Annotated in this window: 19 protein-coding genes and 2 pseudogenes; 6 read left to right on the top strand and 15 right to left on the bottom strand. The window is 38.1% G+C overall.

What is annotated here, in order from left to right:
• Positions 1-126: 126 nt before the first annotated feature.
• The 6 genes and pseudogenes from vanA to FFM68_RS06340 form a co-directional block, all read right to left on the bottom strand.
• Positions 127-1185, bottom strand: a complete 1059-nt coding sequence (vanA, locus tag FFM68_RS06360) for a D-alanine--(R)-lactate ligase (protein ID WP_137618587.1) — start codon at positions 1183-1185, stop codon at positions 127-129.
• 38 nt (positions 1186-1223) lie between these two features.
• Positions 1224-1799 (bottom strand): annotated as a pseudogene (locus FFM68_RS06355) (M15 family metallopeptidase); the annotation flags it as partial.
• 135 nt (positions 1800-1934) lie between these two features.
• Positions 1935-2300, bottom strand: a pseudogene (locus tag FFM68_RS13250) (VanZ family protein); the annotation flags it as partial.
• A 136-nt stretch (positions 2301-2436) separates the two neighbouring features.
• Positions 2437-3783, bottom strand: coding sequence for a sensor histidine kinase (locus FFM68_RS06350; RefSeq protein ID WP_204652632.1), 1347 nt, complete (start codon positions 3781-3783; stop codon positions 2437-2439).
• Entirely contained in the window at positions 3780-4442 is a 663-nt protein-coding gene (locus tag FFM68_RS06345) for a response regulator transcription factor (RefSeq protein WP_137618585.1), read from the bottom strand. The genes FFM68_RS06350 and FFM68_RS06345 overlap by 4 nt, the downstream gene beginning before the upstream one ends.
• Before the next feature lie 206 nt (positions 4443-4648).
• Entirely contained in the window at positions 4649-5551 is a 903-nt protein-coding gene (locus FFM68_RS06340; RefSeq protein ID WP_137618584.1) for a YitT family protein, read from the bottom strand.
• A 148-nt stretch (positions 5552-5699) separates the two neighbouring features.
• Here FFM68_RS06340 and FFM68_RS06335 point away from each other — a divergent pair, with 148 nt between their 5' ends.
• Positions 5700-6191 carry a YajQ family cyclic di-GMP-binding protein gene (locus FFM68_RS06335; RefSeq protein WP_137618583.1) on the top strand — a complete coding sequence of 164 codons (492 nt, stop codon included), beginning with the start codon at positions 5700-5702 and terminating at the stop codon, positions 6189-6191.
• A gap of 150 nt (positions 6192-6341) precedes the next feature.
• Here the strand turns inward: FFM68_RS06335 and FFM68_RS06330 are convergent, their stop codons facing one another.
• Positions 6342-8684 (bottom strand): helicase C-terminal domain-containing protein, encoded by a 2343-nt coding sequence (locus FFM68_RS06330; RefSeq protein WP_137618582.1) that lies wholly within the window; start codon positions 8682-8684, stop codon positions 6342-6344.
• Between the two features lie 87 nt (positions 8685-8771).
• Positions 8772-9143, bottom strand: a complete 372-nt coding sequence (locus FFM68_RS06325; protein ID WP_137618581.1) for a phage holin family protein — start codon at positions 9141-9143, stop codon at positions 8772-8774.
• A 271-nt stretch (positions 9144-9414) separates the two neighbouring features.
• On the opposite strand from FFM68_RS06325, the gene FFM68_RS06320 reads away from it, so the two are divergent.
• The 4 genes from FFM68_RS06320 (at position 9415) to FFM68_RS06305 (ending at position 13952) form a co-directional block, all read left to right on the top strand.
• A complete protein-coding gene (locus FFM68_RS06320) occupies positions 9415-10041 on the top strand; it encodes an MBL fold metallo-hydrolase (RefSeq protein WP_137618580.1) in 627 nt (208 codons plus the stop codon).
• Positions 10042-10064: 23 nt separating this feature from the next.
• A complete protein-coding gene (locus tag FFM68_RS06315; protein ID WP_137618579.1) occupies positions 10065-10769 on the top strand; it encodes a histidine phosphatase family protein in 705 nt (234 codons plus the stop codon).
• 204 nt (positions 10770-10973) lie between these two features.
• Positions 10974-11807 carry an undecaprenyl-diphosphate phosphatase gene (locus tag FFM68_RS06310; RefSeq protein WP_137618578.1) on the top strand — a complete coding sequence of 278 codons (834 nt, stop codon included), beginning with the start codon at positions 10974-10976 and terminating at the stop codon, positions 11805-11807.
• 261 nt (positions 11808-12068) lie between these two features.
• Entirely contained in the window at positions 12069-13952 is a 1884-nt protein-coding gene (locus FFM68_RS06305) for a heavy metal translocating P-type ATPase (RefSeq protein ID WP_137618577.1), read from the top strand.
• A gap of 55 nt (positions 13953-14007) precedes the next feature.
• On the opposite strand, the gene FFM68_RS06300 is transcribed toward FFM68_RS06305, so the two are convergent.
• Both FFM68_RS06300 and FFM68_RS06295 read right to left on the bottom strand, forming a co-directional pair.
• Positions 14008-14631: a DUF47 domain-containing protein gene (locus FFM68_RS06300; RefSeq protein WP_137618576.1), complete on the bottom strand. Its 624-nt coding sequence runs from the start codon at positions 14629-14631 to the stop codon at positions 14008-14010.
• A 17-nt stretch (positions 14632-14648) separates the two neighbouring features.
• Positions 14649-15662 carry an inorganic phosphate transporter gene (locus FFM68_RS06295; protein ID WP_137618575.1) on the bottom strand — a complete coding sequence of 338 codons (1014 nt, stop codon included), beginning with the start codon at positions 15660-15662 and terminating at the stop codon, positions 14649-14651.
• Positions 15663-15878: 216 nt separating this feature from the next.
• Here FFM68_RS06295 and rpsT point away from each other — a divergent pair, with 216 nt between their 5' ends.
• The gene (gene rpsT, locus FFM68_RS06290; RefSeq protein ID WP_137618574.1) at positions 15879-16133 is read left to right on the top strand and encodes a 30S ribosomal protein S20; all 255 of its coding nucleotides are present in this window, start codon (positions 15879-15881) and stop codon (positions 16131-16133) included.
• Between the two features lie 66 nt (positions 16134-16199).
• On the opposite strand, the gene gltA is transcribed toward rpsT, so the two are convergent.
• The 5 genes from gltA to FFM68_RS06265 all read right to left on the bottom strand — a co-directional run bounded on the left by gltA (position 16200) and on the right by FFM68_RS06265 (position 22598).
• Complete coding sequence (gene gltA, locus FFM68_RS06285) at positions 16200-17609, bottom strand: NADPH-dependent glutamate synthase (RefSeq protein WP_137618573.1); 1410 nt, start codon at positions 17607-17609, stop codon at positions 16200-16202.
• Positions 17602-18438: a sulfide/dihydroorotate dehydrogenase-like FAD/NAD-binding protein gene (locus tag FFM68_RS06280; RefSeq protein WP_137618572.1), complete on the bottom strand. Its 837-nt coding sequence runs from the start codon at positions 18436-18438 to the stop codon at positions 17602-17604. Before FFM68_RS06280 ends, gltA begins: the two co-directional genes overlap by 8 nt.
• 25 nt (positions 18439-18463) lie before the next feature.
• Complete coding sequence (locus FFM68_RS06275; protein ID WP_137618571.1) at positions 18464-18913, bottom strand: flavodoxin; 450 nt, start codon at positions 18911-18913, stop codon at positions 18464-18466.
• Between the two features lie 418 nt (positions 18914-19331).
• Positions 19332-20360, bottom strand: coding sequence for a DNA polymerase III subunit delta (holA, locus tag FFM68_RS06270; protein WP_137618570.1), 1029 nt, complete (start codon positions 20358-20360; stop codon positions 19332-19334).
• Between the two features lie 123 nt (positions 20361-20483).
• Positions 20484-22598: a DNA internalization-related competence protein ComEC/Rec2 gene (locus tag FFM68_RS06265; protein ID WP_239585106.1), complete on the bottom strand. Its 2115-nt coding sequence runs from the start codon at positions 22596-22598 to the stop codon at positions 20484-20486.
• Positions 22599-22668 lie beyond the last annotated feature (70 nt).

Below are 22668 nucleotides of genomic sequence, written 5' to 3'. Positions count from 1 at the left end.
TATTTGTAAATGATAAGTGGCTTTTGTAATCGGTTGTTTTCAAGTTGTATACCTGGTATGTCATTTACTGTACCCGCTGTCTTTTCGCTTTTAACCAGAGTTTCTCCCTTTTCGATGACGATTAATTCACTTTTTTATTGTTTTAATGATGAGCGTCTTTTCCTGTGCCAATGCGATGCTATTTTCAATCAATTGGGTGATAGAGAATCCAGCTGCTTTCATCATTCTAGGGTAACGACTATACGAAGTGAATCCTGGCATAGTATTGATTTCATTAATGATCAAGCGCCCGTCATCTGTTAAGAACAAATCGATTCGAGCCAATCCGGTACAGCCTAAAGCTTTATAAATATTTTTCGCCGTGGATTGTATCTCTTTTCTTTTCTCAATTGGTAACGCAGCTGGGACTGTAAAGAAAGAATTTTCTGACCCTTTCTCAGGATTTTTTTCTTGATGGATTTTGAAAAAGCCATTGTTTAATGTGATTTGATCGACTTCACCTGTAATCAGTTGTACCTGATTCCCTAACACTGCACAACCTACCTCGATTCCTGAAACGGCTTCTTCGATAAGTATTTTGGAATCGTATTTTCTAGCTGTTTCAATCGCCTGATCTACTTCTTCTGGCCGATATACTTTAGTTACACCAAACGATGAGCCAGAACGAGCAGGCTTGATAAAAACTGGATAGTTGAGCGGATGCGCACCGAGCCTTTCCTCCTCGTCTAACACTACAAATTTTGGCGTGTTGAATCCTGCATGTTTAGTAACAAGATAAGTTAATGATTTATCCATACAAAGAACGGAACTTTGAATATCACAACCGACATAAGGAATTCCCGATAATTCGAATAACCCTTGCATTGCTCCATCTTCTCCTGTTTTGCCATGCAAAACTGAAAAAACGACATCGATTGGAATCCTTTGATAACCGCGTTCATTTAAAATGATCAATCCAGGGATGTGTTTATCTGGTGATAAAAATGCTGTAGGAAGATTTGCTTGTTCCCAGTTTGTTTCAGGAGAATCACACAGTTTCCAATGACCAGCTTTTGTAATACCGACATAAATCGGCTGATAGTTCTCAGTATCGATCGAACCCGCGATCTCTTTTGCTGATTTGATCGATACGTCATGTTCTTCTGATTCTCCGCCGAATAAAATAGCGACTGCTAATTTTTTCATTTAAATCCCTCTTTCAATTTTTAATTGGTTATCGACTATTAGCGTGTGACATATTCTTCCAAACATAGACCTTGTTTAGAAATTTCCGTTGCCGCCTCAATTCCGACATACCGGTAGTGCCAAGGTTCGTTGATAACACCGGTTATTGCGGTTTTGTTCGCTGGATAGCGATTGATAAAGCCAAACTTATGTGCATTTTGTTTTAACCAGTTATAAACTTCAGTGGAAGAAGAATGTAATTTATCCTCGTTGATATCTACTGAAATCCCTAGTTGATGCTCACTTGTTCCAGGGATTGCTACCCATTGCTCGGCTTTTTCTTTTGCTTGCTTTTTGGAATAACCCTCAGCCAAGTACGCTGCGTTTTTCTCATCTAGTAATTTTTGTTGTTCTTCCGTGCTACGATAGCCAGAAACGACGACTGGATAAACGCCGGATTTTCTAGCGGCATCAAACATTTCCTGTAATGGCTCATAAATTCTTTGATCGATCATTTGACCGTTCGATAGTTTTTCGAGTGTCACCTCATAATCTTCAGGGATTGGATTTGCTTGATTGACTAATAAAAGCTCCCAGCCTTGATCCTGCTCATTATTCTCTGCTTGTGCTTCAGCAGTAAAAGCGAGAAATGAATTCTTTTGAAAACTTTGGTCAAATGAACGATAAAATCCCACTGACAGCACTAAAATTAGGCCACCGAATACAAGTCGCTGATTTTTCCGCTTAAAAAGAGATGAAAAAAATAAATATACTCCAAGACCAAGACTGCTTCCTACACTTGCTGTTATCAAATCATTAATATCAGCGTTTCCCTTAGCTAAAATATATTGAATGCTTTCAATACCGAGACTTATCCAAAACGTCTTTATTAGCACTTTTACTAGCGATGCTCTAGGAAATAAGGCAGTGAGCGTATAACCTAATGGAATAAACAGAAAAATATTTTCTAATCCTTTTAGCCACGTGTTCTCCTCGACTAGATTTATAATGGGAATCAAATTGACACTTCGTCCGCCTAAGTTTTCTGTTTGACTGATAACTGAACCAATAATCATTGACAGCCAGATGATCAGTACCCCAAATAAAACTACTTGATAATAATTTATTCTCTTCATGATAGCCCTCCGTAAGATAATGGATTTCTTTTACCTATGCAGTATGTCAAATCAATCTGTAAATAAACTGGATAGTATCTGTAGTTTTTCTGTAGAAACAAAAAAACAACAGCGGTCAACTGTTGTTTTTACTAATTTATGCTTTTGGGAGGTCTATGGAGAACTGGACACCTTCTGAAGTATTCTCTAACGAAAAAGAAAGCTTCAGCTCATCCAACATCTTTTGTACAATCGTTAACCCCAATCCGCTGCGAGTATTTTTGTCAGTCCGTGCTTTATCGACTTTATAAAATGGATCAAAAATTTTTGTAAGTGTTTCAGGCGCGATATAAGACTCTGTATTTAAGATGTTCAAACGATAACTATCTACTTTTCCTTCAGTCCAAATACGGATCAACGCTTCTTCAGGAGAATTTTGCAGAGCGTTCGCAATAATATTTGAGAGAACTTTCTTTAAGATGTTTTGATCAGTAGTAACCATACTATCACTCGGGATCGCTATTTCTATTTTTTGCTTTGCTGTATGGATCTGTGATTGATACGCCGAAAGTGTTGCTTTGACTATTTCAAAAAGATCGATCCTCTCGGAAGTAAAAAGCACTTTTCCTTCATTCAACTTGACGATTTCTAAAATTTCAGAGACCAGCTCACTTTGTTTATCCATCAAGTTCAAACATTCTCGTAAATATTTCGGATGGTCTTTATAGTCTCCGATATTTGCCAGCATACCTTCCAGTAAAATGCTAGTAGCGGCAATCGGTGTTTTCAATTCATGGGAAGCCGCAGAGAAAAAATACCGTTGTGTCGCTTCTATTTCTTGCTCACGAAGGATTTCGTCTTGCTGATGCGCGATAGTTTCCTTTAGTTCGCTATACATAGAATGAACATCACGTGATAGGTCCCCTAATTCATCCTTTCGATCTGAAAAACGCGGCTGGACTTCTTGGAGATTGGACATCTTTTTCGTATCTTTCGCTAAACTTTTGATTGGATCAGCTATTTGTTTCGTAAAAATGTACCCAATCACCAGACACAGACTAACTATGAATAAAAAAATCAAGAGTCCGCGAATAATCATCTCCTGATAAAATTTTGTTAGTGTTGGTCTAGTCAGAGCAATGATTGAATTTCCTGACCTCTCGTCCTTGTCAACGACGAAGAAAAAATCTTTTTGAGTACTCAGCGACAACTCTTCAGCCTTCGGAGTTGAAAACAAAGTATCCCCATTTTTATCGGTAATCATAAATTCAAATGATCGATTTTTCTGATAAAACTCTTGTGCTGTTTGTGAAACTGCCTCAACCTTGCTTCGCGTTATTTCGTTTACTAATGGCTGATAAGATTCATAGATTGATCGTCGCTCGACAGATTTATAGAGTGTTGAAAATTGATTAAAGAACAAACCTGCGGTGACTAAAACTAAAAATAGCATCGCAACAACAGTGTAGCTAAAGATTTTAAAGAAAATTCCATTTTTTCTCATAAAGAATCCTCCAAATAATAACCGACCCCACGGACTGTTTTAATCATATTTTCCGGCAATTTTCTCCGCAAATTTTTGATATGTGTATGAATCGTGCTTTCATCACCATTAAAGTCATAGCCCCAGATACGGGATAAAATGATTTCATGAGAAAGTGTTTGCCCTTTATTTTGGACCAATAACAATAAGATCTCAAACTCTTTCAACGTTAATTTCAATTCTTTTTCAGCATAAACTGCTTTGAAACTTTCCGGCAGAAGCGTTAATTTTCCGATGCGAATTACTTTTTCTAAAGTACCAGAGCGTCTTAGCAAAGCTTCCACTCGTTTCAACAATACTTGGATTCTAAATGGCTTGGTTACATAGTCGTCTGCTTTTTCATCAAACGCTTTGATCTCATTTTCATCACCAGAAAGTGCAGTCATCATTAAAATCGGCGTATTATTTAATTTTCGGAATTCTCGTAATAATTGGTAACCATCCATACCTGGCAGTAAAATATCTAAAATAGCCAGTTGATATGTCTGTTCATAAAATTTCTCGTAGGCTGCATTTCCATCAGAACAGGCATCTACTACATACCCTGCTTCAATTAAAAAGGCTTTGACTGTGTTGCGAATTGTTTCATCATCTTCTACAAGTAAAATGCGTATAACCATGTCATCTATCCCTCCAAAGAAATCATATGATAAAAATCTGTAGTTTGTCTGTATTGAAACTAATTTTCCAGTAATATTCTGTCTTTAAGCTTTGTGTGTTATTCTACTTCATTTCAAAATTCATGACTACCATTCTAAATAAAAAGACTGTCCACAGTTATCCTCTGCGAACAGCCTTTTTATCTATTTACCATTTTGTTTGATTCTTAATCATGAACTGTTTGCGATTTTTTCAAACGATTTTGCTCATCTTGAGTCAAGAAGCTCCCCACGACTGAGTCCGTTGCTACAATATTCGTAAATGAATTGGGATCTACATCGGCAACAACTTGTTTTAAGGTATATAATTCATAACGCGTAAAGACGATCATAATAACTTCACGTTCGCTGGAACTGAATCCACCGCGAGCAGGGATCACTGTCAACCCTCGAAGTAATTCATTGCTTAACGCGGCACACATTTCCGAGCTTTTGCTAGTACTGATAAATGCAGTCATTTTCTGATGACTCGTATGCACATAATCCACTACTGTACTCATCGTAAAAATTGTAATGATCGTATACAATGCACTTTCCCAAGCAAAGAAGAAACCTGCTACAACTACGATTACACCATTTAGCAACATCATGTAATTTCCGACTGTTCGACCAGTTGTTTTAGACAGCAGCAGTGAAACAATGTCTAATCCGCCAGTAGTAAAACCAAATTTCAATGAAAAACCCGCACCGATTCCAAGCAAGACTCCGCCAGTGATCGCATTCATCAATACATTGTCAGTTACTTGACCCACCGGTACTAATGTGGTGAAAATGGACATTGAGATCACATTAGCAAAACTTAGAATCATTGCTGATTTTCCTAATTTAATGAAACCTAAAATAAATACTGGAACATTCAGAAGGAAAATCAAAATCCCGGTATCAATCGATAAACCAGTTGTCGATAATAAATGTTCCGCAATTTGGGCGATCCCTGTCATCCCCGCCGAGAACACATTTGCTGGGATCAAAAAATAATTCAATCCGACTGCCCCAGTCAAGCCAGTAAATAAAATGACAAAGATTTTCTTTGCTAAATCTTTTGACGTATAATTGATAACCTTCCGCATCTGATAATCCTCCTTTAATTCAAACCTACAATAGAGTAACAGGTTCTCTCATTATTAATCAATCGTTTTCAACAACTTATTGGAGAATAATCATAACTTTCTTAGCATTTTTTGATAAACTAGAAGAAAAGACCTGAGGAGGATGTTTATGGCTAAAGATGCAAGTTTTGATATCGTTTCAGAATTAAATAAAGAAGAAGTCAAAAATGGTATTCAAATCGCCTTAAAAGAATTAAAAAATCGCTTTGATTTCAAAGGAAGTATCTTCGAAATTAAGCTCGAGGCAAATCAATTGGTGATTAAAGCTGAGGATGAATACAAACTAGAACAAGTCAAAGATGTCTTGTTCAGCAAGTTGATTAAGCGGGGTGTTCCATTAAAGAATATTCAATTTTCTGCTTCTGAGCATGCTTTAGGTGGGAATGCTCGTCAAACGGCTGATCTTGTCAGCGGTATCGATAAAGAAAGTGCCAAAAAGATTACGACTGCGATCAAAAACAGCAAACTGAAAGTCAAAGCACAAATTCAAGACGATCAATTGCGAATAACTGGAAAAAATCGCGACGATCTACAAAAAGTTATCTCATTAGTAAAAGAGATCGACTTACCAATTGATGTCCAATTTACCAACTATCGTTAAAGCTGATATCTTTTATCAGCTTTTTTCTGTTTAAAATAGAGTCGGTTTCGCCTAGGTGCTTGTATTAAGAAAAATTTATTAATATTTTCTTTGCGATATTTTTAGTCCGCTTACTTCATAAAAAAAAGAACTCGGTTAAACGAGTTCTTTTTATTTCTGCTTTTCCCAGAAATTATTTGCTGCTTTTCCAACTTCCGCTGAACCGTAGACGATTTTGCGATCGGACCAACTGCTAGGCAACAACTTTTGATAATGCTGATTCGTATAGCGTTGATCTAATAGTAAGAGAATTCCGCGGTCTGTCATCGTTCGAATCACCCGCCCTGCTGCTTGAATGACCTTATTCATTCCTGGCAGCTGATACGCGTAACTAAATCCTTGATTCTTTTTCTCGTCATAATATTCTTTGATTAGCTCTTGCTCATGATTAACTTGCGGCAATCCGACTCCGACGACTACCGTACCAATCAAGCGTTCACCAGCTAAATCAATACCTTCAGAAAAGATTCCACCCAATACACAAAAACCAATCAATGTTTTTGTTGGCTGATCAATAAAAGCTGCCAAAAATTCTTCTCGTTCCTCTTCACTCAGCTTTGTTCCTTGAATTTGGATCGCATACTCTGGATAAACTTCATGAAAATAATCCGCAACTTGATCTAAATACTGAAAAGAAGGAAAAAAGACGAAATAGTTACCAGTTTTATTTTTTACTAGTGCCTCGATCGATGCCGCGATTTGCGGGATACTTTGAGTTCTCTTCTGATAAGTCGTCTGGATACTAGCATCGACCATAACTAGACGATGCTCAGCTGGAAATGGGTTTGGCAAACGATAACTAAGGCTATCATCCCCGCCGCCTAATACTTCTTGATAATAATCTAACGGCGAAAAACTGGCAGAAAACAAAATAGTGCTACCAACTTTTTCCATTGTCTGTTCTAAAAACCAGGAAGGATCAATGCAATACTCTTTGATGATCAGATCATACCGTTTCTGTTCCACAATCGTTCGGTAGTGATCATCATAATATTCACTCATTCGAGTAAAACGTAAAATTTCAAAATAAACAGGCAGCATTCTTTCTTGCAAAAAATGTTCCGGATGTTCTGCTAGCCATTCTTTGATCTGTTCCTGTAATTTAAAAAGACTATTAATCAAACTTTCCGGTGCCGCTTGCTGCTGGTGATACGATTCCCCATCCAAAGCTTGCACAATCAGTTCAAATTCATTGTCGACTTTATTAAAAGCTTTCTTTAATTTTTTAAAAGATTTATCTAAGTCCTTTTGGATTTGTGCGATCGTTTCGCGAGAAATACTAGCTGAATACATCTCTTTCGAACGATTGACCAAATTATGCGCTTCGTCTACCAAAACTAAGTTTGTTTTATTCTCTTCATCGAAGAAACGACGCAAATAAACCGTTGGATCGAATAAATAATTGTAGTCGCCTACCACCACGTCACAAAACCGGCTAATATCTAAAGAAAGTTCAAATGGACAAAGTTCATGTTTGCGAGCATAGTGTTCAATGACTGGCCGCGTGTAATGATCCTCACTATTCAACATGTCCCATAATCCATCGTTGATTCGATCATAATACCCTTTAGCAAATGGACAATGTTCCGGTGTGCAATTTCGTTCTGACATAAAACAGATTTTATCTTTTGCGGTTATCGTAACACTTTTAACCCGAACGCCCTTTTTTTCAAGTTTTGTGACTGTTTCTTCGGCAACTTGTCGAGTAATTGTTTTCGCAGTTAAATAAAAGATCCGCTCTCCTAATTCTTCCCCCATTGCTTTAAAAGCCGGAAAAAGTGTCGACATTGTCTTGCCTGTTCCAGTTGGTGCTTCAACAAATAATTTTTGCTGAGCATGGATTGTTTTATAAACAGCGGCTGCCAATTCTCTTTGGCCTGCACGATAGGTGTCAAAAGGAAAAGCTAATGACTTTAGCGACTGATTCCGCGTTTTGCGCCATTGGATTTGAAAGACTAGCCAGTTCTCATAACGTTTGATCAAATCATTGAAAAAATCAGTCAATTCAGCAAAAGTGAATACCCGAATTTGCCGCGTGATTTTTTCTTCCGTTGTTTGGAAATAGGTCAGTCGAGTACTGATCTCTGTTAATTCTTCTTGTTCACTATAAATATAGGCATAAACCATCGCTTGATAAAAATACAGATTAATCGTTCCTGCTTCTAGTTCTTCAAAAGGTGTTTCAGAAGTTTTGATCTCATCAACAAAGACTCGATCCCCTTCGCGATAAATTCCATCTGCACGTCCTTCGATTTGAACAGCGGTTTCGGCAATCTCAAGCGGTTTTTTTAGCCAAACTTCTTTTTGATAGTCAGGACCTGCTTCTTTTTGTAATTTTCGATGAATTCGCGCGCCTTCTTGCGGTGTGTGGTTGCTGTTTTTTCCCTCATCAAGGCTCCCGCTTCGCAAGATGAACTCGACCAATTCACGAATCGCCAATTTTTTTACTGTCATCTTGTCCCCTCATTCTTTGTTTCAACTAGCTTTTTTGAAATTATTTTGCTGTTTCACCATAGAAGAATTTTTCGTACTCGTCAAGTTTTATTTGTCTTTATTTTTTTTGAACAGCTGCTGAAGAAAAGTTCGAAAAACCTCCGTTTTGATCCCCATTTTTTCATAATTCTCAAGGATCGAGTGCAGTTCCATCAAAAGAAACGAAAGATAGAAAGCGTAGAGTAAGACACTCCCCGCTTGAAACGGGATCAAACTTGAGACAGGCAAGAAAAACAGCAATAATAAAATACTGGCAATTTTTCGTAAAATACCATTGATCCCGATTTTTGATGAGATTTGTTTTGTTAATTTAGCAGCGATCAATCCTGTTAATAAATCCAATAACATCGCGACTGAAATCAGCATTAATACAAAAAGTAAACGTGGCTCCTCTTCGATCATTTTTATCCAATTCGTCATTTTAACTCCTCCTATTTATTATTTGGCTTCTTTTTTGATCTTGCGTTTTAACGAAAAGATCAGTTTTGATCGCCTTTATAACTATTAACGAAAATTTTGAGCAAAATGCGTACCTGAAATACCAAAATCATTCACAGAAGCCACAATTTTTTTGCTTTTAAGGTATAATTAGAAGAGGAATTTATGATGTTGGCTTTTGCTGATTTTTGATTGTGTCAGCACTTATAAATCGATTCAAAGAAATTTATTTATTCATCCAGGGAGGAAAATAATGATTCAAATCGAAGGCTTTGTTACTGGGAGCGCACAAGAAAATTGCTATTTGATTCATAATGAACAAAATTTACTGATCGTCGATCCAGGTTCGGAAGGCAATCGATTAAGTCGAGAAATTGACCGCATCGGTAAAATCCCATGCGCGATTCTCTTGACCCATACTCATTTTGACCATATTGGTGCAGTTGAACAATTGCGAAAAAAATACGATGTTCCTGTCTATGTTAGTCCCTTGGAACAGACATGGCTGGGAGATCCTATTTTGAATCTCTCTGGTTTGGGACGCCACGATAATATGCCTGATTTAATCGTTCAGCCAGCAGAATATGAATTTGAAATGAAAGACTACACGATTGGTGGCATGACGTTCCAAGTTGTCCCAACTCCAGGACATTCGATTGGCAGTCTCAGCTTCATTTTTGATGATTTTGTCGTTGTTGGCGATGCATTATTCAAAGGCAGTATCGGTCGCACAGATCTTCACACTGGCGATCTGCAGCAATTACTATACAGTATCAAAAATTATCTATTCACCTTGCCTCGCGAACTGCCAGCATATCCTGGTCATGGCGATGCAACAACGATCGGTCATGAGATCGATACAAACCCATTCTTTAATTAATCAACTTTTTGGAGGTTTTAAATATGGCAGAAACTAATCTTTATATCGTTCGACATGGTAAAACAATGTTCAACACACTAGCTCGGGTCCAAGGTTGGTGTGACACTCCCCTGACAAAAACAGGGCGTGAAGGTATCCATTATGTAGGACTTGGTTTACAGGATACACAATTTGAAGAAGCGTATTCAAGCGACTCTGGTCGAGCAATCGAAACGATGCGGATTCTTTTAAGCGAACACCCGGAAGGCAAAAATATCCCTTACCACGTAGATCCACGCATTCGCGAATGGTGCTTTGGTTCTTTAGAAGGCGCCTATGATGCTGAGATGTGGGGCGTTTTACCGCGAGTATTGAATTTTAAAACAGAAGATGATTTGTTCGCAACAGATGTTACTTTTGAAGAAATCGCAAATGCCGTTGAAGGCGCAGATACAGCAAATTGGGCAGAACCTTATACTCAATTAAGAGATCGCGTTTGGAATGGTTTTGAAGACATTGCACAAAACCGCGAAAAAAATGGTGGCGGAAATGTTCTGATTGTTTCTCATGGATTAACAATCGCCTTTTTACTTAGTTTAATTGATTCAAATCAACCTGTTCGAGCAAACCTATTGAACGGCAGTATCAATCGTCTAAAATACGAAAATGGTGAATTTTCGATCCGCGCGATCAATGATATCAGTTACATGGAACGTGGAAAAACAATTTCTGATCATACTGGTGCCTAGAGACAAGTTATGATGGAAAGCAATAGCTTCTTCGCAATTTCGACTTCCTTTCGAAGAAGCAAAAATAGCATTTATTTAGAAAGAGGTGTGACAAAACTTTTGTTACACCTCTTTTCTTATAAAAAGCTTAGCCTTTTTTCGATGGTCTTTTCAAAGATGAAACGGTATACTATTTATTGTTATTAATTTGAAAGGACGTAAATTATGCTTATTGCAAATATTTTTAAAGCAATTATTTTGGGGATCGTTGAAGGAATTACCGAATGGTTGCCGATTTCTTCTACTGGTCATTTGATCTTAGCAGATGAATTCATCAAATTAAATATGAGTTCAGCATTTATTGAAATGTTTAATGTAGTGATCCAGTTAGGGGCTATTTTAGCGGTTGTGGTACTGTACTTCACCAAATTGAATCCCTTCGCCCCCAGCAAGACTCACGAAGAGAAACAGGATACATGGACATTGTGGTTCAAAGTAATTATTGCCTGTTTGCCTGCAGCGGTGATCGGGTTACCATTAGATGATTTTTTAGAAGCACATTTTCATAAATTTTTACCAGTAGCAATTATGTTGATCGTCTACGGGGTCGCATTTATCATTGTTGAGCGGCAAAATAAAACAAAGACACCAAAATGTACAAGTTTAAACGATTTCACCTATAAAGCGGCACTGATCGTAGGTGCTTTCCAACTGCTTTCACTGATCCCCGGAACTTCACGTTCAGGTGCTACGATTCTTGGTGCGATCATTATCGGGTGCTCTCGGTATGTTGCGACAGAATTTTCCTTTTTCTTAGGAATCCCTGTTATGTTTGGTGCCAGCGGCTTAAAAATCATCAAATTCCTATTAAAAGGAAATTCTTTTGGCGCTTCCGAACTTATTATTCTGTTGATTGGTATGGCGACTGCTTTTATCGTTTCAATTATCGCAATCAAGTTCTTGTTAAACTATATCAAACGAAATGATTTCACCGTTTTCGGCTGGTATCGAATCGTTCTAGGAATCATTTTGATTGGCTACTGGCTAATCGCTATGTAAGATCTGCATTTTTGCAGGTCTTTTTTGTTGTGCCAAACAGATGATAATTACTATAAATTATAATTACGATCAATGATTTTCATAATTGCACCTATTTTTGATTAACTATGAATGATAGTCATTCTCAACACTAATTGATAACTACTTTCGTTCTCATTTAGCTGGTTTTGTTATCATTTACGTTAGTTTCCATGATACTATGAGATTGAAAGAATGAATGAATTTGTTTATTGATTTCAAAGTTAGAAAGGAGATTACGTTATGAGCTCAAAAGGAAGGAACGCCTTATTCTCGACCCTTTTCTGTCTATTATTTTTGATCGTCGGTAAAGTTCTGATGATGCTCTCCCAACCTATCTATCCCCTCTTTTTCATTCTGGCGATTATCAGCGGCGGTTGGAAACAAACCTTTGAAGGGGTTAGCGAACTGCTGAATGAGCGAACGTTGAATGTAGATTTATTGATGGCTTTAGCTGCGATCGGCGCCTGTCTGATTGGGAATTGGTTTGAAGGAGCAATGTTGACGTTTATTTTTTGTTTAAGCGGAACATTGGAAGAATACGCGACCAACAAAAGCAAAAAAGAAATCACTGCTCTGATGAATGTCACGCCGAATGAAGCTTTAAAAATCTGCGGCACTGAACACATCGCGACTCCTGTAGAAAAAATAAATGTAGGAGACTTGGTCTTTGTTCCTAAGGGTCAGGCGATCCCAATTGACGGACGCATGTTAAATGCCTCTTTGATTGATGAATCGGCCATCTCCGGTGAGTCCGTTCCTGTCGAAAAAAAGATCAATGACGAGGCTTTCAGCGGAACAATTAATTTAGGACATGCTTTTACGTTAGAAGTAACCAAAACTAGTGATAATACTTTGTTTGCTCAAATTTTACGCTTAGTCGATCATGCGCAAAATGAACAAAGCGCAACTGCTACGTTTATCGAAAAAATTGAAAATATTTACGTCAAGATCATTTTATGCGCAGTTCCTTTGATGATCCTACTGACCCATTTTTTATTAGGCTGGAGTTTTACTGAAAGTTTTTATCGCGGAATGGTATTGCTTGTAGTCGCTTCTCCTTGTGCTTTAGTTGCCTCAGCAACACCGGCGACATTAGCCGCTATTTCTAATGGCGCAAAAAAAGGACTCCTGTTTAAATCTGGAAAAACATTAGAAAAACTTGCTGATCTTCACGTCATCTCCTTTGATAAGACTGGGACTTTAACTCAAGGCGACCCACACGTAACTGATTACAAGAGTTTTTCTGATAATCCAGTAATTCCACAGCTGTTCTTATCGATGGAAAAACACTCGACCCATCCGCTTGCAGTAGCGATTACAACTTTTTTTAGCGACGAAGACAGTTTACAGCTAAAAGTAGAAGAAAAAGCCGGATTTGGACTAGAAACAAATTATCTCAATCAAACGTGGCGTTTAGGAAAACCTCTTGAAAATCAAACTCACCCCTTGATTGAGCAATGGCATAAAGAAGGAAAAACAGTAGTCGTTCTTAGCCAAAATAATCAACTAGCCGCACTGATTGCATTGATAGATCTCCCCAAGCCCCATACGAAAGAAGTTATCGATTACTTTCAAGAACAAGGTATCCAAACAATTATGCTCACTGGTGATAACTTTGGCGCTGCCAATTATGTGGCTCAACAAGTCGGATTAAGCAATTTTTACAGCGGCTGCCTTCCCGCTGATAAAACAAAGCTCGTCAAAGAACAGCAGCAAGACGCAACGATCAATGCGATGGTTGGTGATGGCATCAATGATGCTCCTGCTTTAGCGACTGCTAGTATTGGGATCGCAATGGGCGAAGGAACAGACGTCGCGATGGAAGTTGCTGATATGGTTCTAATGAAAAATGATTTGACTAAATTGACTTACAGTCACCGTTTAGCAAAAAAAATGAAGCGCGTCATTCGTCAAAATATCGTATTCTCACTCAGTGTTATCATTTTATTGATCGCAAGCAATTTTCTTCAATTTCTAACCCTTCCTCTTGGCGTAATTGGCCACGAAGGCAGTACTATCTTAGTTATTCTAAACGGCTTACGGCTGTTGCTTCCATTAAAAGAGCTTGATCGTTTTAATAAATCAAGCTGTGTAACTTGCCCGCTATATAAAGCAACTCTTTAAAACAACGGATGATAAGTAAAAAACCAGACTGCGATAATTACAGTCTGGTTTTGCTTTATGAATTTTTGATTACTAACCCTTCAATAACATCTGCTGCAACCTCACAAGCATCGGTGATCTTCTCAAGGTGATTGTAAATGTCGCGCCATTTGATGACCTCGATTGGATCTTTCTCGTTGGCGAATAGATCCTGTACTAATGCACTGTATAATCTATCAGCCTCTGATTCTGTTTCATTTACTTGCTCGATATATTGTTTCAACACTTTTGAGTGTTTGAATTTCGCAAATTCTTTCGTTGCTTGTACTACATCAGAAGTTGCCGTAACAACTAATTGTAAAAATTTGTCAGTATTGGGCCGAACGGTGTAAACCAATAAATTTTCAAACAAATAAGTCGTTGCGTTTAATTCATCCAACATATCATCTAAACAATTAGTGATCATCACGATATCTTCACGATCGATTGGTGTAATAAAAGCATCGTAAAGTTCTGTCATGATCTCTTTGGAAATGCGATCACCGTATCCTTCTAAACGATGGATTTTTTCTGATTTATCGATAAACTTCTCAGTTGAATAATCTAAGATCAAATCTAATAATAGAGTCGCTGATTCGGAAGAATATTGCGCCATTTGTTCTAATTTACCAAAATAATCGAATTGTTTTTTTCTAGCCATTATTTATGATCCCCTTTTTAAAAAATTGCGACAAATACTTTTGCCATGATGAATGCGATCGCTCCGCAGCCAGGAAAAGTCAGTACCCACGCGCTAATCATTTCCTTTACGATACTCCAGTCAACACTTGAAGGTCGTTTAGCAGCTCCGGCACCCATGATCGCTGTTGTTTTTGTGTGTGTAGTGGATACTGGAACACCGAAAATAGAGGCCAAGAACAAACAAATCGCCGCACTTAAATCCGCTGCAAATCCTTGATAACGCTCTAATCTGACCATATCCATCCCAACTGATTTAATGATCTTCATACCACCGACAGACGTTCCAAAACCCATCGTTAATGAACATAAAACCATTACCCATAACGGAATAACAAATCCATTACCCGTTTTTTCAGCCAAATTATTATAAAAAAGTCCGAGCATAAAAACACCCATAAATTTTTGGCCATCTTGCGCGCCATGTAAAAACGCATTCATTCCAGCGCTAACTGCTTGGCCAATCGTAAATACATGATTGGCAACTCGTCTGGAGACTCCTTGGAAAATCAATACAATCAGCTTTGTAACTAACCAGCCACCACCAAAACCCATGATGGTTGAAACAACTAAACCTACGAGAACTTTTGTCCATTCTGCACCGCTAACCGCTTCCAATCCGCCCATCGCCATTGCTGAACCCGTTAGACCAGCGATCAGTGCATGGGATTCACTTGTAGGGATACCAAAGAACCATGCTGCGACTGCCCAGACGACGATTGCAAATAAAGATGCTGCCAATGCGACTTGTGCGGCGTTTCCAGCCCCTTCGAAAGTAACAATATTACTGATTGTTTCAGCAACTTGTGAATTAAAATAAGTCATAACCAGCGCGCCTAAAAAATTCATTGCAACTGCCATCCAAATAGCAACATTCGGTTTTAATACCCGCGTTGAAACCGCTGTAGCAATTGCGTTTGGCGCATCTGTCCAACCGTTAACGAAAACAACCCCCATAACCAACGTTATTGTAACAACTAAAGCAATACTCATACTGCACCACCCATTTTTTTATTTCCCCAGTAATGATAGCATAATCATAACCTTTCGTCTTCAAAATTCTTCATTTGTCTCTTTTTTCTATTTATTTTCTGTTAAGGAAAAAAACTTGTCACGATTTTATTGCATTGAAAAGCGGCTTTATGTATAATGAGTAATGTTGAATTGTACGGCTATAACCGTATAAGACTGAATTCGGAGGTGAAATCCATGCCAAACATTGAATCTGCAATCAAACGTGCACGCACTAGTGAAGTTGCTAACGCTAAAAACTCATCACAATTGAGCGCAATGCGTACTACTGTTAAGAAATTTGAAGAAGCTGCTGCTGCTGGCGCTGAAAATATGAACGACCTTTATAAAGAAGCTGCTAAAGCAATCGATATGGCTGAATCAAAAGGTTTGATTCACAAAAACAAAGCAAATCGCGACAAAGCACGTCTTGCTAAAAAATTAGCTAAATAATAAAAACCGATCAGATGATCGGTTTTTTTATTTGGTTCTTTCATGAAATTAGTTGTATAACGGGCTTTAAACCAATTGTTCTTGCTTGGTCTGTTGAACATAGCGATCTATTTCTGTTGCTGCAATTTTTCCAGCTCCCATTGCTAAGATGACGGTCGCTGCACCAGTCACAATATCTCCTCCTGCAAAAAAACCAGGAATTGAAGTCGCACAAGTTTCTTCATCCGCCTCGATATACCCCCATTGATTTAGTGCCAATTCTGGAAATGTGTCTAATAAAACTTTATTAGCACCTTGTCCAATTGCCTCAATCACCGTATCTGCTTCGATGATAAATTCACTATCAGGAATTACGATCGGACGACGACGACCAGACTCATCTGGTTCGCCTAACTCCATTTGAACGCATTTAACTGCCCTTAACCGCCCAGCTCCATCATCAATATATTCAATCGGATTGCTCAGCCAATGATAGTCAACTCCTTCTTCTACTGAGTGATGATATTCTTCCTGACGAGCCGGTAATTCTTCCAATGAACGACGATAAACAATCGATACTTTCTCAACACCTAGACGTTTAGCTGATCGTGCCGCATCCATCGCAACATTTCCACCGCCGATAACAACTACATTTGTTGATTTTTGGACAGGTGTATCATAGATTGGGAATTGATAGCCATGCATCAAATTCACCCGAGTCAAATATTCGCTGGATGAATACACGCCATTCAATGACGTCCCCTTGATTCCTTGAAATTTTGGCGCTCCAGCACCAACGGATAGATAACAAGCATCAAAATCAGCCATGATTTCGTCCATAGTAATTGTTTTTCCAACGACTACATTTGTTTCAATTTTTACACCTTGAGCAATGATTCGTTCGATTTCTTGCTTCACGACCCGTTTTGGTAAACGAAATTCAGGAATTCCATAAGTCAATACACCGCCAGCAGCATGTAATGCCTCATAAACAGTTACATCATAGCCTAATTTCACTAAATCACCGGCGGCAGTCAATCCGGAAGGGCCAGAACCAATAACTGCTACACGGCCTTTTTCACCAAATGTTTCACTGTATTCTATTGGTTGCTCCAACGCCCAGTCAGCCACCAGTCGTTCTAATTTCCCAATTGCGACCGGTTCAAATTTTTTCGAACGCCCTAACCGACAGACCATTTCACATTGCTTTTCCTGCGGACAAACTCGTCCGCAAATTGCAGGTAAATTTGTATAGCGACTCAAAATTTTATGCGCTAGCGGCATGTCACTTTCTTCAACCGCTTTAATAAAGCCTGGAATATCAATCATCACTGGGCAATTTGTGATACAAGGAGCATTTTTACATTGTAAACATCGGCTAGCTTCCAGCTGACCTTCTGCCAATGTATACCCTAAAGCAACTTCATCAAAATTTCGGCTGCGAATCTCTGGTGCTTGTTCTCTCATCGGGGTTTTAGTATAACTGCGTTTAGCCATTTATACTCACCTGCTTTTTGTACCTTTCGTCAGCCAACAATTCTTCTGACCGGTATTGTTGCATCCGATTGACAAATTCGTCCCAATTAACTTCTTTTCCTAAAAACTCTGGCCCATCAACACAAGCAAATTTAATTGAATCTGCAATCGTTACTCGACAGCCGCCGCACATCCCAGTTCCATCGATCATAATTGGATTTAATGACACATAGATCGGTACAGAATATTTTTGTGCAGTCAATGTACAAAACTTCATCATAACACTTGGTCCGATTGCCCAAGCCATCGCGATTTTCTCACGTTCAAAAACCGTCTCCATTGCTTGAGTGACCAAACCTTGTTCACCAGCTGAACCATCATCTGTCATTAAAATCAGTTCATCAGAATATTTGGCACACTCATCTTGGAGAATCAATAAATGCTGATTTTTTGCTCCAAGAATAGTGATGACATGGTTCCCGGCTGCTTTTAGGCCTTTGATGATTGGAAACAGTGCCGCGATTCCTACACCACCGCCAACTAAGAGAACGGTTCCATAATTTTTGATATCAGTTGCTTTACCCAGCGGACCAACGACATCTTTCAAATATTCTCCGGCCATCACAGTGGCAAGTTGCGCAGTTGATTTACCAATTACTTGAAAGATTAACCGGACCCAACCTGCTTTTTGATCTGCATCTACGATTGTCAGCGGAATCCGCTCGCCGCGTTCATCGATTCGTAAGATCACAAACTGCCCTGGCTGTGCTTTATTAGCAATTCGCGGAGCAACAACTAAAATCTCATACTCAGTCGGTGCCAACTCCTTGCGCTCTAATACTTTGAACAAACCCCTCACTCCGTTCTGTTCATCCCTATTTTGCCGCTTCGACCAGTGCTTTCACAAAAGCTTCTAAAACTTCTTCATCCTCGTCATCAGCTTCATTTTCAATTTTTACAGTTTCTGCTGCTTTTTTTGCGCCGGTTTTCTCAAAAGCTTCCTCAAATGCAACTGCTGCATGACAGAAATAATCTGGATACAGTTCACTGTCTCCGCTTCCAACTACACCATAAATTTTCCCTGAAAGATCTTCATCTGGCAAGTCTTCGTGCAAATCTTCCAAGTCAAACGGCAATTCGCCATCACCATCCGTATAAGTAGCTAAAACACAAATATCTGCATCTCTATAAAAGTCTGCATCTGCATCGTCAGCTTCGACACGTTCAACATCAATTCCAATTTCATCGAAAGCATCCTCCAAAATTTCAGAGATTCCTTCTGTATTTCCTGTGTTTGTTGCATAAACGATCTTTGCTAATGTCATTTTATTCATCCTTCCTACAATAAATTTGTTATTTGTGATGCATATATAAAGTCAGACACACTGACTATTATCAAATAAAAAGTAGTGATTTAATTATTTTAAGCATAAAAATAGAACACAAAATCTTATTTTTTCTTTTGAACCTTTTTCGCGAAATAATCTTAGTTATTAGTATTATGGAGTTGTTACTCTTGTTTTATCATACCTTAAAAATGTGAATTGTTAAACATTACCTAGATATTTTTATGCTGATTTTTTTGAAAACAATTGCTATTATCTATTTTCGGCGATGTTCCATTCCAAAGATATAGTCATAAACCTTACTATTTAATCAACAAAAAGAATCAACGAGATAAAATGACTCCCTCGTTGATTCTTTTTTCTTATTTGATAATTGTTATTTAAAAGTTTATTCTGACTATTTCTTTATTTTTTCTGTAGTCTTTAGAATGAATAATTGGAAGTTCAATTCTTTATCTGCTTGTCCAGTTTTTACTTCATAGTCATTTTCAACCAATTCATCATACATCGATACTAATAAATTTAGCGGAAATTTCGCAACTTGCTGCAATGCTAGTTTTACCCGATACGGATGCACACTCAAAGTTTCGGCGATATTTGCTTGTTGGTACCCGATCTTTTGTAACATTTTAGTTTGTAACAGTAAACGGATCTGACCAATCAAAATAGCCGTCAACTTAATCGTTTCTTCCCCTTGCAAATGCAACTCTTCATATGTTTGATACGCTTTTGCTGCATCGCCTTTTAAAATCTGTTCGGTCAATTCAAAAATATTATGTTCCAGTGTTTTTGGAACCAAATCTTGGACCAATTGAAGTGTAATGGTTCCACCTGGTCCAGCAAGCAATAATAATTTCTCAAGCTCATTCATGGCTTTAGACAAGTCATAATCCGTTAAACGTAAAAATAGATCGAACGCTTCTTTTGAAATCTTTGCCTTTTCATTGCTGATGTAACGCTGTAAGAAATTTCGCAAATCACGTTCTTGTAATGGTGCAGCGTCAATGACTTCAGTTTTCTTCAATGCCTTCGTAATTTTTTTCCGTGCATCAAGTTTGGGGTAGTTTGCCCAAAAAACAATGATCGATGTTGCTAAAGGATGTTTCAAGTAATCTACCAAACCCTCGGTATCTTGTTCTGGAACGTTGTTTTTCTTTTCACTAGTCAAAAAATACGGGTTTTCGACAAAAATTAAACGATAATCACCAAAAAATGGCAACGTTTCGGCTTCATCGATCACAGCACCTAAGCCACTATCTTCCAGATCAAATGACATGAAATTCAATTCTTCCAAATCATCTTTTTTCATTCGATCGAAAAAAGCTTGGCGAATTGTTTGGACCAAATAATCTTCCGTCCCGGTAACAAGATAGGCCGGTTTTAATGGGGCATTTCTAATTTGCTGAAGAGCTTCTTGTGTATTCATGCGGTTACTCCTAATTCAATAATAAAACTTTTTCATTCTATCAATTGTTCCCTATGAACAAGTCTAGTTTTAAGATGAAAAGACCAAATGGGTCTGCTATCCTGACTATTCATGCTACCACGATTAATCGATAAAATCTATTAGGACTTTAGTTTTCCCTATTTTTGTTATCGCTGACCATTCGTAATAAATCATCCCTTGCTGATCCGTTCGGAAAATCTTTACTCGATACTTTTTTAACTTTGCAAGCGTCTCTTTAGTAGGGTGCCCATAGCGATTATTTTCTCCTGCTGAAATGATTCCATATTTTGGTCGGATTTTTTTTAATAATACTTCACTGGTTGACGTATTGCTGCCATGGTGACCAATTTTTAGAAAATCTGTTTTTAACTGTGGGTAATTTTTCAATAGATTTTTTTCACCAGATACCTCTAAATCACCGGTCAGCAAAAAGCGCTGACGATTTACTCTAAAATAGGCAACGACTGAATCATTGTTTTCCCCTCTGCTTTGCTCAGGTGAAAGTATCTTTACTTTCAATCGTTTACCGATCGTATCGCCGCTTTTTACTAACTGAATGCTGGTTCCTTTCAGCAACTCTAAATCTTTTTTTAACTCTGTTTGAGAACCTTCTGCCAAGTAAAGCGTTTTGACCTTTACCTTCTTCAATACATGCATCAACTCACCCATATGATCTGCATCATTATGAGTAATCACTAGATGATCGATCCGACTGATCCCTAATGATTTCAATAAAGGCAAAAGCTGATAATCGGAAAGTTGTTTTTCCTGTCGAACTTGCCATTTCTTTTGTTTGAACATTAACCGTCCTCCTGTATCAATCAAGAAGGTCTCTTGTTTGAACGGCAATTTGATGAGAATACTATCACCTTGCCCGACATCAATGAATGCAACGATCCCATTAGCCGAAAAAGATGTCGCTGCTACTAATAGAACTGCACTACCTATCAACCAATAGCAATTTTGTCGGTATTTCAGTCGATCGATACTTAAAAGAACCAAGAAGACAAGAACCAGGAAAACTATAAAAGTCGGACGGCCGATTACTAGATTTGAAAAGGCCAAGTGCCCTAACCCATTTTCTATTAATTGAAAAAAGTTATTTAGCAAACTGCTTAAAAACTGTGGAATCGGTAAAAAGCAGCCTAAAAAGAGCAATAAACAGCCTGGCAAAATGCCCCACTCAAAAAGTGGAAACAACAACAATGTAAAAAAACCACCTAGAATCGTCCACTCACTAAAGCTAAAAAGTAAAATCGGCAATGATAGAAGTGAAAACAAACCCATTTGCTGCCAATTCTTGAACTGTAAGTCACGGATATATAGTAACAATAAGGCAAAGTATAGACTTAATTGTGCCCCGACCGACCAAAAAATCAACGGAAAACAAATAATCATTACGAACAGCATCAAACTCCATTGATCGAGCTTAGCAAGTGCTATGTCATAAGTTACACAAACAAAAGCAATAAGAAAACTCACAACTGCGCGAATCGTGCTGAAGCTTGCACCAGTTAGATAGATCAGACAAATCCCCAATACACTCAGTAAGTTGAGCCGAACTTTTCTAGTCAATCCTATTCTCTTCAGCAATAAATGCAGACCACCTAAATAAAATTGAATATGCAAACCAGATAAAGTAAACAGATGCAGTAGTCCTGTTGTTTTATAAGCAGCCGTATATTCAGCAAATTGAGCGTCCTTGTAACCGATCACGATTGCTTTGACATAACTGGATAATCGTTTGTTATAGCGCTGATCGATTTTCCAGATCAGTTGTTGTCGAATGTCAGTCAATCCGGCTTTCTTTTGTCTAAATGGCTTCAATGACTCTCCTCGGATCTTTTGACTAAACCCCAGACTTTGATAGTACTTCTTTTCATCAAACCCATTTAAATTCCTAGCGTTTGTAAAATTTATGGTCTCACCACTGATCACTGCAGCATTTGGTAGTTTTTTTCTTTGCCAGATTTGTTTTTCTGCTGGTGATTTCAATGAATAGTAGACCAAATATTTCTTATGTTTAATTTTCCCTGTTAGTTTTAAAAGATTGCCATCGACAGTTATTGAATCTGTCTGGATCGTTAATGTTTGATTGGCGATCTTTCCTTCTTCTGTTAGTTGCATGTAAGAATAGGTTCGCGGCACCAAAAAAAGACTGCACAAAACGACCAGCAGCAACAGCTTTTGGTTTTTCATACAGACAATTCGGATCATCAGAATACTCATTATTAAAAAATTCCACTGATTAGGCTGATAGATCAAGCTAGCCAACAAAATAGCTACT

Origin of the sequence: Enterococcus xiangfangensis (assembly GCF_005405365.1) — a bacterium.
GTDB lineage: Bacteria > Bacillota > Bacilli > Lactobacillales > Enterococcaceae > Enterococcus_A > Enterococcus_A xiangfangensis.
The sequence above is the reverse complement of the archived record's forward strand: the minus strand, read 5'-3'. Positions and strand labels throughout refer to the sequence as shown.